The sequence below is a fragment of the Paenarthrobacter sp. NPDC057981 genome (genome assembly GCF_042886835.1).
Taxonomy (GTDB): Bacteria; Actinomycetota; Actinomycetes; order Actinomycetales; family Micrococcaceae; genus Arthrobacter.
Window position 1 is genome coordinate 1 of record NZ_JBHVQI010000016.1, and the last position, 11817, is coordinate 11817.

An 11817-nucleotide genomic window follows, 5' to 3' on the forward strand; every position below is an offset into this window, starting at 1 on the left:
AAGCCCACACCAACTACCAAACCCGCGCCCAGCAAACCCTGGCGGCCTAACCCAAAACAAACAACGAACCTGTCTCAAGAAATTGACGACCGCAGGCGTTTCATCGTTGAGGATGTGATTGAGGGTTGGGCTCAAGCGGGTGGGATGTGAGTGAGCGTCAGGCGGCGCTGTGCAGGCCGTCGAAGGCCATGGTGATGACGTCGTCGGCGAGCTTTTCGGGGGACAGCGAGCCGCCGGGCTTGTACCACTCCACGATGGAGTTGATGGTGCCGAACAGCAGCCGGGTCACGGTGCGGGGATCGATGTCCTGGCGCAGCGAGCCGTCGTCGCGGGCCGCGGAAATCAAGGCAGCCACCTTGTGATCGAAAGCGCGACGACGTTCCAGCGCGTCGCGTTCGATCTCCGTGTTGCCCCGCAGCCGCAGCAACAAGGTGACGAACGGCAGTCGATCCACCAGCACGGCGATGGTTTGCCGGAGCACGAATTCCAGCCTGGCGTCGGCAGGACCGGAGGTAGCTGCGGGCTCCTCCAGGATCGCCTCCAAGCCACCCAGTGCGTGGTCCAGGGCGAGCTTTAGGAGATCGCCCTTGGACGGCACGTGGTGGTAGATGGCTGACTTGGAGATTCCCAGGTTCTCGGCCAGGATGCCCATGGACGTAGCGTCGTAGCCGTGCCGGTTGAAGACGTCGACGGCGATGCGGAGCACCGACTGCTGGTCATAACCGGGCCGTCCGCGCTTGGTGGTGGTCTCAGTAGGCATGCTGGCATTTTCTCACGTTCTTAACAGCAGAAGCCGCTAGCCCTTGGGGCGCATGTCGTAGATCCGGCGGAGTTTGCCGTTGGACCGCTCAAGGGAACCGGGCTCCACAACGTCAACGACGCAAGAGGACCCGACATGGATCTTGATCTGCTCACGCAAGGTGTGTGCCGCCGTCGTGCCGGCCTCAACGGGGACGGACTCCCGCCGCTCAATGCGGACCGTCAGCGAGTCCATGCGCTTGCCCTCGGGCCGGGTGATTTCCAACTGGAAGTGCGGGCTGAGCTCCGGGATGCGCAGGGCGATTTCCTCGATCTGCGACGGGAAGAGGTTGACGCCGCGCAGGATGATCATGTCGTCGCTGCGCCCCGTGATGCGGCCCATCCGGCGGTGTGCGGGGCGGGCGGTGCCGGGGAGCAGGCGGGTGAGGTCCTTGGTGCGGTACCGGATGATCGGCAAGGCTTCCTTGGTCAGGGAGGTGAAGACGAGTTCGCCGGGTTCGCCATCAGAAAGCACCGTGGAGTGGTCGAAGGGGTCGATGATTTCGGGGCGGAAGTGGTCTTCCCAGATGTGGCAACCGTCCTGTGTTTCCACAGCCTCGCCGGCGACGCCCGGGCCCATGACTTCGGAGAGCCCGTAGATGTCCGAGGCCTTGATGTTCATGGTGGTTTCGAGCTCGTGGCGCATTTCTTCGGTCCACGGTTCGGCGCCGAGCACCGCGTACTTGAGCGAGGTGGAGGTGGGATCGATGCCTTGGTGGGCCATGGCGTCGGCGATGGTCAGCAGGTACGTGGGCGTGGCCAGGATGGCGTCCGGCTTGAAGTCCTGAATGAGCTGGATCTGGCGTTCGGTCTGGCCGCCGGACATGGGGATCACGGTGCAGCCCAGTGCTTCGGCACCGGCGTGGGCTCCGAGGCCGCCGGTGAAGAGGCCGTAGCCGTAGGCGTTGTGGACCTTCATGCCGGGGCGGACGCCCGAGGCACGCAGCGAGCGGGCCACCAGCGTTGCCCAGTTGGCGAGATCGTTCTTCGTGTAGCCGACTACCGTCGGACGCCCGGTAGTGCCGGAGCTCGCGTGGATGCGGGCTACTTCGCTCTGCGGGACCGCAAACATGCCGAAGGGGTACTCCAGCCGGAGGTCTTCCTTGGTGGTGTAGGGGAACTTGCCGAGGTCGCTCAGTTCGCGCAGCTCGGACGGGTGCACGCCGGCTTCATCGAACTTCCGCTTGTACAGTGGCACGCGGTCGTAGGCATAGGCAACCGTGTGCTGTAGGCGGGTGAGTTGCAGGGCCTCGAGCTCGTCGCGGGAGATGGTCTCTTCACGGTCCAGCACGGCATCGGAGGGTGATACGGGTGCGGCCACGGTGTTCTGGGTCATGAGGGTTCCTACTTCTTGGAGATGGTCCGGCTGCGACCGCGGAACTCAGCGATGAGCTCCCCGGGCTGGTCGTCGGCAGTCGAGGGAGCGTCGGGGGCGGCGGCGAAGATCTGGATGTCGTACAGACCGCTTCTGCCGGTACTTGCGCGTTGGTTTGCGACGGCGGTAATCACCTGTCCCTGGAAAGCCGGCTTGATAAAATTGATGTCGACGCCGGAGGCAACCGTGATGGAGTCCGCTTCCTCGGGCGTCGGGCTGGCCGGGTTGCAAGCCAGTGCGAAGGCCGTGTCACCGAAGGCAAAGATCATTCCGCCGTGGGCCATGCCGAAGCCGTTGAGCATCTCCTGCCGGAGGTGCATGCGGATGGTGGCGTGGCCGTCGTCGAGCTTGAGGACCTCGATGCCCATCCATTCGGACGCGTAGTCGTTCGTCAGGATGTGGTGCGAAGCACCGGAGAGGGTTGTTTCAACCATGCGTCATTGCCTCCAGCTTTATTTACCGAATGTTCATTAGGTAATCCCAGATCGCGCCACGTGTCAAGACTGGGCCACGATTCGTCCAGGCCTAGTAGCCTCGAGTGCATGCCCGAAATTGAACTCCCGATTGTCACAGACCGCCTGATCCTGCGCCGCTTCGAGGTTGATGACCTGGAACGCTTCCACGGATACCAGTCCCTCCCCGAAACCGCGCGGTTCCTGTTCCGCCACGAATTGACCAAGACCAAGTCCATGGAAGTGCTGGGCCGCTACGCCAACTTCGAGTTCAACCAGGAGGGGGACTGGGTGTGCCTGGCCATTGAGCGCCAGGACCAGCCCGGCCTGATCGGCGAGGTAGTACTGAAGTGGCTTGAGGGCACCGGCCAGGCTGAGCTGGGCTGGATTCTGCATCCGGATGCACGCGGCCACGGCTTCGCCACCGAAGCGGCCGAAGCCGTGCTCCGTCTCGCTTTTGAGCACTTGTCCTTCCATCGCGTCGGCGCCAAGCTTGATGCCCTCAACGAAGGATCGGCGGGAATCTGCCAGCGATTGGGCATGCGCTTGGAAGCGACCCTGGTGGATAACTGGCACTACAAGGGTCAATGGGCCACGGAAAACATCTACGCGATCCTGGACTCCGAGTGGCGCAACCGGCACCGCCCTTGGACCCGCAGCGTCAGCTGACCGGCCACGCCTTGTGGTGCTTCAGCTGTTCCGTCAGCTGGGCTGCAGCCAACGGCCTGCTGAAGAAGTACCCTTGGCCGGTGGTGCAGCCGATGCCCAACAAGTACTCGGCCTGCTCTTCGGTTTCGATGCCTTCCCAGACCGCGTTCAATCCGCATGCCCTGATGAGCTGCAGGACCGCGGCCAACAGGGCGGGCTGGGAGGGATCGCTTCCCAGAGCGGACAGCAGAGTGCGGTCTACCTTCACCGTGTCCACCGGCAGTTGCCGCAGGTAGCTGATGGACGAATAGCCAGTGCCGAAGTCGTCGATTTCAAGTCCAACCCCGAGACGGCGCAGGCTGTTCAACGTGTAGCGGTCCAGATCGTTGCCCTGGATCACCGCGCTCTCGGTCAGCTCCAGGACCAGGAGCGACGGGTCCAGTCCGGCGCCGGTCAAGGCCTCCCGGACATCCTCTACGAACTCCAGCCGCTGGAGGTCTGCCGCCGAAACGTTGATGCGCATGCTGAAGTTGTGGCCCGCCGTGAGGGGGTCGTTTCGCCATTCCTTCAACTGCTCGACGGCGGTGCGGAGCACCCAGCCGCCCAGGTCCGAGATCATTCCTGTTTCCTCGGCGATGGGGATGAACTCGTCGGGCATGATGAGCCCTCGGGTGGGGTGGTTCCAGCGGACCAAGGCTTCCACGCCTTCAATTTCCCGTGTGTCGAGCCTGATGATGGGCTGGTAGTAGAGCACCAGTTGGGATCCGGCGATCGCCTCTTTCAGCTCGCCCACCAACTGGTTCCGCATTTGACGGGCGAGCAGCATTTCCGGCTCGAAAAGCTTGAGCTTGCCACGGCCGTCGGCTTTGGACTCGTACATGGCGATGTCCGCTTCCATCATCAATTCCTGCGCGCCTTGGCCGGGATCGGCCATTCGCAGCCCCATGCTGACGCCGCACCGCAGGTGCTGGCCCTCAATCTCCATGGGTTCAACTACGTCAGCAAGAATGCGGTTGCCGATGACTGCGGCTTCAGCGGGGGTTACCCCGGGGATCAGCACCGCGAATTCGTCACCGCCCATCCTGGCCACCATGTCCTGCTCCCGGACTGCCCCGCTGATCCGGCGGGCCACGGTCTCAAGGACTTTATCGCCGATCGTGTGGCCGAGGGAATCGTTGATGGCCTTGAAGCCGTCCATATCCAGCAACAAGATGGCAGCGCGCTTCTTTCCCTCCACTTCCTGGGTTTGTGCTTCGCTGAGCGCGGCGGCGAATGCTGAACGGTTACTCAGGCCGGTGAGGGGGTCCGTCATGGCCATGCGCCGCATTGCCAGATGAGCTTCGTTGAGCTGCTGGGTCCGTGCCTGGACCCTCTGTTCCAGCTCTTCGTAAACGATTTGCAGGTCCTCGGCCAGGAGGTTGGTGCCCATGATGACGGCGTCGATCTCGTCGCGGGCGTCGGAAATTTTGATCCTGGTGGTCAGATCACCAGCGGCGAGCCGGACGATGCCCTCAAGGAGCTGCCCCAAGCGGGGGTCCTTCCCGGAGTACATGCTTGCGTCGGCCACGTTCACGCCCCGCGCGGTCCGTCCTGCGGCCCAGCACCCTGCTGCAGGTATTCGCGAACGGCTGCACTCCGCTCCGGCAAAGCGGCCTGGTCAAAGAGCTGGGCAGCGACGTCGGAGGCGGCAAAGCCTTCCTCGGTTCGCCCCGAATCCAGCAGTGCCCGGGCCAGGAGGAAATGCGCTTCGGCTGCGGTTTGGGTGGCCAGAACAGAGGAACGTGCACTCAACGGCTCGAGAATGGCCAGCGCTTCCTTCATATCGCCAATGAGGAAATTCCAGTGGGCGCGGACCAAGGACATCTCCAAGTGGTCGCGTTCGGAACCGCCCACGATGTCCGTTGCGAGTTCTGCCCTTTCGATGCAGCGCAGGGTGGCGGCGTCGTCGAGCTTGGCTTGGAGGCGCATCTCTGCCGAGGCGCGGTTGAAACGTGCCCAGAGATCGACATCCTTCGACGGCGAGAGCCGTTCCGCGGCGAGGTCGTGGTACCGGCCGCCGTCGCTCACGCGATCGGCGAGGAAGGCTACATTTCCGATGACCCAGTAGCCTTTACCCGCGGTGTCCTCATCGACGTCGTCGGTAATCAGCGTTTCCAGTACCAGGCATTCGCGCCACGCGTCCTCCAGCAGCCGGCTCTCAGCCAAGGCGGCGATCAGTGCCCTCTGGGCGAGGATCTGGACGTACACCAGATCGGAGTCCAGGGAGGCGAGCTTGGCGGCATCGGCAGCAGTTGCCGCCGCCTCTGCCAGCCGTCCAAGTCCTTGGAATGCCACGGCCACCATTGTTCCGGCTTTGGCGCCGAGTTCGGGCGATGACGCGGTGAAGCTGTGGTCCTTGAGCTCCTTGGCCAGTTGAAGGAATTCCTCGATCCGCCCTTGATCGCGGAGGCACTCGGCCTGCAGGTACAACATGTTCCACCACGACTGCTCATCCCCGGCGGCAGAGGCCAAGCCGGCAGCTTCACCAGCCTGTCGAAAGGCCTGGTCAAAGTCCCGTTCCTTCCATTTGGCACGCGCCGTGAGGCCGGCCACAAGGTGCGCGGCGAGGTGGGGACTATTCATGTGCCCATTATCCATGTCATTGCCGATGAAAAGCTCGTATAGTTTGCCCCGTGACTTTATTCAAGTCACAGTCAATAATTCGCATCAGTACGAAAGGGCATAGCGGATGAAAAAATTTGCGGCAACCCTGCTCATGGCAGCGGTTCTGGCAGTAACGGGATTCGCTGCTCCGGCAAACGCCGAGCCTTCCCAGGACAGCACGGCAATCGGCTGGTGGCCGAACAGCACCACCACTACGAAGACGAACACCACCAGCATCGGGTGGTGGCCGAACTAAACATTGGGGGAGCCTCTCAAGGCCACTTGACATGAAATTGATGCCCCGGGCCGCCGCCCGGGGCATCAATTTTTGTTTCAGATTGTGTCGCGCATTAGTGACTTCCCGGGTGAGGCCGGAAGCTGGCATTGACAGGCCTGTCACAAGGACTCGCAGCCTACGGTCCGCCAACAGGCAGCTCCACGGACACTGTCGTCCCGCGGCCGAGGGTGGAATCGAAGACCATACGGCCCATATGGCGGCTGATGATGTCGTGGGCGATCGCCAGGCCCAGTCCACTGCCTGGAACGGCCGCCGATGTAGCATTCGAAGCGCGGTAGAACCGGGTCAGGATGTGGGGGAGATCGTGTTCCGGAATGCCCAGGCCGTTGTCCGCAATCTTCACCAGCGCTGCCTTTCCGCCATCCTTGGACGATGACACTGCGCTGCTGATGCCCACGCGTCCGCCTTCGGGAGTGAACTTGATGGCGTTGGCCACGATGTTGGTGAACACCTGTTCCAGCTTGGCCTCGTCGGCAGTTACCTCGATGTCTTCCGGGCTCTCCGTCACTGAGACGGACACGTGGCGGGATTCGGCCAGCGGACGCAGTGTAGCCACCACCACCTGCAGGAGCTTGGCGATATCCACGGGTTTGAGGTCCAGGTTGCTGCCGTCCTGCATGGACACCGTCAGCATGTCCTCGATGAGCTTCCGGAGCCGGCTGGAGTTGCGGCCGATGACGTCCAGCATTTTGTTGATGCCTTCGGGAACCGGGCCGCCGGAACCGTCCTGGATCATGTCCAGGTACGCCGTGATGGATGTCAGGGGGGTGCGCAGTTCATGGTTCACGGTAGCCAGGAAGTCGGTCTTGGCCTTGTCCAATTGGCGTAGCTGGTGGAGGACACGCTGCTGTGCGCTGATGAGGTGGCCTTGGATCAGCCCGTGCGCCACGTTGCCTGCTACGTGCTGCAGGAGGGCGATTTCGGCACGGGTCCAGTCGTGGCGCTCCTCCACGGTGGACAGGAGGATGATGCCCATGGCGGATGCGCCTTCGCCCACGGGCAGAAGCACGGTGGAGACGGGATTGAGATCGCTGGACCACGCCTTCAGGGCCTTGGCGATATCCGATCCGGGATTGTCCCGGTGGTCCGTCACGGCCAGGACATCGGCTTCTGTCCAGAGTTTGTTGGCCACATCAATGATGGTGGTTCCGCTGTCGCCGAGTCGTGCCGGAAGCATCGGCAGGCCATCACGGCTCCACTGGGCGCGGATGCTGGGGACCCGTTCGTCCTGGAACGTCGCGAACCACACATGGTCTACGCGCAGGGCTTCACCGAAACCGCGGACAACGCGGTCCGCGATCTGCTGGGGATCGTTGGTTTCGCGAACCGCAGAAGAAACACTGCGCAGGCTTTCGCGCAAGGCCTCGACCTCGCCTCGGGAGCGCTCCCGTTCCGAGGAGCGTCGAATCAGCGTGTGCACCCTGTGGACGATTTCCCCGCTGCGCACCGGGCCAATGACGTAGTCGGCGACACGCCAGGACTCTACGGCCTTGACGTCAATAACTTCGTCTTCGCCGAGGAGCAACAGGACCGGAACTCCGGGGCTGTGGAGAGCTCCGCCAAGTGCGCTTCCGGCCACTATCACTGCGGGCTTATGGCGCCGGAGCTCCAAGGCCAGCTCTTCGGCGTCCGCTGCACGGAAAACGTCGAAGCCTGCAGCACCCAATGCCTCCGCTGTCACGGTCAGGCGGTCCGCCTCTGAATCCGCAACAACGGCGGAAAGGGAATGCTGTACGTCGGCGCCGTTCTGGCCCACTGAGCCCCCTCCCTCTCAACCACCAACCATGGAATTTCCGGATGTGGCAACACCCTATCAGCGGCATGACGCGGTGCGGGTGCCGCCATGAAAATGCGCTGGATGAGTCGTACGTCACAGCTTTACATTGTTCGATGGATTCGACAGCCTTGAACAAGCACTGCAGCGGCGTATGACCGGCAGTGGATCGCAGGAGGAGCATCGTGGACCACCCCACCACACCGCAGGATCAACAGCAGGTGAAGTTTCAGCTGGACCTCGAAGAGTCCGGGATTTTGCGCTTGACCTGGCCGCGAGGCGCCAAGATCAAGGAATCCGACGCCCAACGCGCCATGGACAGGGTCAACGAGCTGTGTGGGCCCAAACGCCACCCCATGATCGTGGACATGGCCACCACGGACGACGTCACACGTGGCGCAAGGTCTGTGTTCGCGAAGCCGTGCCAGGCCAACCGGATAGCACTCTGGGGTTCGTCTCCGGTGGACCGCGTCATTGCGAACTTCTTCCTGGGCATTATGAAGCCTCCATGCCCTACCAAATTCTTCACCTCCGAAACGGAAGCCTTGGAGTGGCTGGGACAAAGCTGAAGCCCCTTATATTTGGAGGATGTTCTCCGCGCTGAGGAAGTACCTGCTGATCCCACGCCTCATCAAGCTCTCGGCCGCCGCGCCCAAGGATCCACTCACCGCGTGGGACCAATACTGGGGCAACGTGCGCTCAACGGGTGCCACCGGCGACGTTTTGTGGGACTCGGGAAGCGACAACGAATTGAAGGGCTACCTCCCCAAGCTGGCACAGCTGGACCCATCCCTTCCCATAGTCGACGTGGGATGCGGAAATGGCAGCTTCACCCGGCTCCTCGCGGAACATTTCCCGCTGGCACTGGGACTGGACTACTCGGCCAACGCGGTGGAACGTGCTCGCTTGGAGTCGGCGGAGAGTCCGACGACGGCCTTCGCAGTCTGCGACATGACCTCGCCTGACGCTCCTGGGACCGTGGCAAAGGCCTTGGCCGACGTCGGCTGGACGGGCGACGCCAACATCTTTATCCGCGGCGTGCTGCACGTACTGGACCGCAACGGACGTGCGGCCCTGGCAGCGAACCTGCTGCCCGTCGTCGGACGTCGTGGCGGCGTGTTCCTGGCTGAGACCAATTTCCGGGGAACGCCCGTGGACTACGTCACTCACCTCGGCGCCACCCGGAAGTCAATCCCGGCGCCACTTGAGTGGGCCATCCGAGGCTTGCCGATGCCCGGGCACTTTGGTGCCGCGCAACGCGCCAAGGCGTTCCCGACGTCGGACTGGAACCTTGTGGAGGACGGCGCGACGAACATCGAAACCCGGCCGCTGAGCAACCCCTCGGCCCCGGACGTCATCCCCGGCTACTACGCCATCCTGCGCGCACGCCAACCCAACTAGGGGACAGCAAACGGTCCACTGACAGCTCAGAGCGACGTTATCTGTCCCCTAGTTGGGTGAGGCGAGGCGGTTACTTGAGGCCCGCCCCGGGGAGGAGTTCTGTGGCTCCGAGGGAGTCCGCCACAAACGCGTAATCCCAAGCCCGCTCGCGCCACTGGACGTACCGGCCGGAAGCGCCGCCGTGCCCGCCGTCCATCTCGATCTTCATGACGATCGCTTCGTTGCCTGTCGATTCCGCACGCAGTGCCTGGACCCACTTGGCAGGCTCTACATAGAGGACCCTCGTGTCATTGAAGGACGTCACCGCGGCGATCTTGGGATAGGCCGCTGACCGCACATTCTCGTACGGCGTGTAGGACTTCATGTAGGCATAGGCTTCGGGATCGGTGATGGGATTTCCCCATTCCTCCCACTCCAGCGCGGACAGCGGCAGTTCGGGATCCAGGATGGTGGTCAAAGCGTCGACGAACGGGACCTGTGCCACCACGGCAGCGTACTTTTCAGGAGCCATGTTGGCGATGGCGCCCATGAGCAGGCCACCGGCCGAGCCACCCATGGCAGCAATCCGGGCCGGCGAAACCCAGCCGGACCCGGCCAGCCAGTCAGTGGCCGCGATGAAGTCCGTGAAGGTGTTCTTCTTGGTGAGTTTCTTTCCATCCTCGTACCAGTGCCGGCCAAGTTCGCCACCACCCCGGATGTGCGCGATGACCATGACGATTCCGCGGTCCAACAGGGACAGCCGGGCCACGCCAAAACCGGGGTCCATGCTCACCTCGTAGGAGCCGTACCCGTACACCAGGCCCGCCCCCGTCCCGTCTTGCCTGACCGAAGCGTGCCGGAGCACGGACAGCGGAACCCGGGTGCCGTCGTCGGCCGTCGCCCACTCACGGGTGGCTACGTAGTCCGACGACGAGTAGCCGCCCAATACGGGGCTCTCCTTGCGCAGGAGCAGTTCGCCGGCCGGCAATTCCGAAGTGGGCAGCACGAAGTCGTAGACCCGCGACGGCGTGAAGTACGAGGTGTAGCCGATGCGGATCACAGGTGCTTCATAGTCTGACCCGGAGACACCCGCGGTGTAGAGCTCTTCGTCGAAGGCGGGCTCAACCGGGGTGCCCTGCGAGGCAGTTCCCAGGCCAGCGAGCGGCAGCACCTGCACGCGCTCGATCGTGTCCTTCCTGATGGACAGCACCAGGTGCGTGGAGGTGACCCCGGCGCCGTTGACGCGCACCTCGTCGGAATGCCCGACGACGGTCCTCCACTGCTGCTCGACCAGCGGCTTGGCCAGTTCTTCCGGATCAACCAGGCTCACCATGGAGTTGATGGCGTCCTTGTTGTGGGTCAGGAGGAGGGTTTCGCGGCCGTCCAGGAGGAAGGGTTCGGCCTCATAGAGGATGCGCTCATCGCGTGAAATCACTGTGGTGAGGCCGGCTTGGTAGTCGTCGAAGCGAAGCAGCCGGGTCTCGCTGAATTCCGAGCAGCCGATGCTGAGCACCAGGTGGCGGCGGTCGGAGGCGAGGTCGAAGCCCAGCCACATGGCGACGTCGTCCTCCTGGTAAAGAACCTCATCCTCGGTGACGGACGTTCCCAGTACGTGGGACTTCACCTGGTACGGCCGCCAAGACTCGTCCACCACAGTGTAGAAAAGGCGGGTGCCATCGGGGGAGAAGGCCACCCCGTAGAAGATGTTCTCGATAACGTCCGGCAGGAGTTCTCCGGTCCGAAGGTCCTTGATCCGGAGGGTGAAGCGCTCATCGCCGGCGTTGTCCACGGCGTAGGCGTAGAGGTTGCCATCCACGGTCACAGCGGCGCCACCCACGCTGAAGAACGGCTGTCCTTCGGCCTCGATGTTGCCGTCCAGGAGCACTTCCTCACCATCGATAGCGACACCCGGCTCAACAGCCGGCGGGGTCCAGTCCGCTACACGATCGCCGGTATCCTGCGCACGGACGCGGCACTGGATGCTGTACTCCTTGCCCTCCACCGAACGGCTGTAATACCACCAGCCGTCCTTCCGCCCGGGCACGGACAGATCCGTTTCCTGGGTACGGCCCTTGATGTCCTGGAATATCGCTTCGCGCAGCGGCTCCTGGTGCGCTGTCACGGCCTCCTGGTAGGCGTTCTCAGCCTTGAGGTGTTCCACCACTTCCGGAGACTCCTTGTCCCGAAGCCACTCGTAGTGGTCCACGAAAACATCCCCATGGTGTTCGCGGCGTGTCGGAACGCGCTTGGCGACCGGCGGCTCCACAGCAGTTTCCGGGGCGGCGGCAGATGCAGAAGAAGTGTGGCTCATGGGGCCACTCTATAGAGACGCTGCGACACTGAACCAGAAATTTCGCTGACAGCGCCGGACCGGGCCATGCAAGCTGGTTGTTGGCTGTGACTTGAAACTACAACCCTGAATTGGCGTCATGAGTTGTGCCGACCCCTC

General features: G+C 63.1%; 11 protein-coding genes. 4 read left to right on the forward strand and 7 right to left on the reverse strand.

The window, feature by feature from the left end; genetic code table 11:
- Positions 1 to 157 precede the first annotated feature (157 nt).
- Genes ACFVSI_RS14685 through ACFVSI_RS14695 form a run of 3 tightly spaced genes read right to left on the reverse strand, consistent with a single transcriptional unit; the run spans position 158 to position 2607 of the window.
- Positions 158 to 760 carry a TetR/AcrR family transcriptional regulator gene (locus ACFVSI_RS14685; RefSeq protein WP_144659187.1) on the reverse strand — a complete coding sequence of 201 codons (603 nt, stop codon included), beginning with the start codon at positions 758 to 760 and terminating at the stop codon, positions 158 to 160.
- A gap of 36 nt (positions 761 to 796) precedes the next feature.
- Positions 797 to 2134, reverse strand: a complete 1338-nt coding sequence (gene paaK, locus ACFVSI_RS14690) for a phenylacetate--CoA ligase PaaK (protein ID WP_387824937.1) — start codon at positions 2132 to 2134, stop codon at positions 797 to 799.
- Between the two features lie 8 nt (positions 2135 to 2142).
- Positions 2143 to 2607 carry a hotdog fold thioesterase gene (locus ACFVSI_RS14695; protein ID WP_387824940.1) on the reverse strand — a complete coding sequence of 155 codons (465 nt, stop codon included), beginning with the start codon at positions 2605 to 2607 and terminating at the stop codon, positions 2143 to 2145.
- Between the two features lie 108 nt (positions 2608 to 2715).
- Here ACFVSI_RS14695 and ACFVSI_RS14700 point away from each other — a divergent pair, with 108 nt between their 5' ends.
- Positions 2716 to 3294 (forward strand): GNAT family N-acetyltransferase, encoded by a 579-nt coding sequence (locus ACFVSI_RS14700; RefSeq protein WP_387824943.1) that lies wholly within the window; start codon positions 2716 to 2718, stop codon positions 3292 to 3294.
- Here ACFVSI_RS14700 and ACFVSI_RS14705 read toward each other — a convergent pair.
- Positions 3287 to 4840, reverse strand: a complete 1554-nt coding sequence (locus tag ACFVSI_RS14705; RefSeq protein ID WP_387824946.1) for a putative bifunctional diguanylate cyclase/phosphodiesterase — start codon at positions 4838 to 4840, stop codon at positions 3287 to 3289. The two genes, ACFVSI_RS14700 and ACFVSI_RS14705, sit on opposite strands and share 8 nt — an antisense overlap.
- A 2-nt stretch (positions 4841 to 4842) precedes the next feature.
- Positions 4843 to 5895: a hypothetical protein gene (locus tag ACFVSI_RS14710; protein WP_387824949.1), complete on the reverse strand. Its 1053-nt coding sequence runs from the start codon at positions 5893 to 5895 to the stop codon at positions 4843 to 4845.
- A 106-nt stretch (positions 5896 to 6001) separates the two neighbouring features.
- Between ACFVSI_RS14710 and ACFVSI_RS14715 the strand changes: the two genes are divergently transcribed.
- Complete coding sequence (locus ACFVSI_RS14715; protein ID WP_162239598.1) at positions 6002 to 6172, forward strand: hypothetical protein; 171 nt, start codon at positions 6002 to 6004, stop codon at positions 6170 to 6172.
- 157 nt (positions 6173 to 6329) lie between these two features.
- Here the strand turns inward: ACFVSI_RS14715 and ACFVSI_RS14720 are convergent, their stop codons facing one another.
- A complete protein-coding gene (locus ACFVSI_RS14720) occupies positions 6330 to 7970 on the reverse strand; it encodes an ATP-binding protein (protein ID WP_387824953.1) in 1641 nt (546 codons plus the stop codon).
- A gap of 203 nt (positions 7971 to 8173) precedes the next feature.
- Here ACFVSI_RS14720 and ACFVSI_RS14725 point away from each other — a divergent pair, with 203 nt between their 5' ends.
- Positions 8174 to 8557, forward strand: a complete 384-nt coding sequence (locus tag ACFVSI_RS14725; protein WP_387824956.1) for an STAS/SEC14 domain-containing protein — start codon at positions 8174 to 8176, stop codon at positions 8555 to 8557.
- A gap of 19 nt (positions 8558 to 8576) precedes the next feature.
- Positions 8577 to 9389 carry a class I SAM-dependent methyltransferase gene (locus tag ACFVSI_RS14730; RefSeq protein WP_387824959.1) on the forward strand — a complete coding sequence of 271 codons (813 nt, stop codon included), beginning with the start codon at positions 8577 to 8579 and terminating at the stop codon, positions 9387 to 9389.
- A 70-nt stretch (positions 9390 to 9459) separates the two neighbouring features.
- Here the strand turns inward: ACFVSI_RS14730 and ACFVSI_RS14735 are convergent, their stop codons facing one another.
- On the reverse strand, positions 9460 to 11679 hold the full coding sequence (locus ACFVSI_RS14735) for a S9 family peptidase (RefSeq protein ID WP_387824962.1): 2220 nt from the start codon (positions 11677 to 11679) through the stop codon (positions 9460 to 9462).
- Positions 11680 to 11817 lie beyond the last annotated feature (138 nt).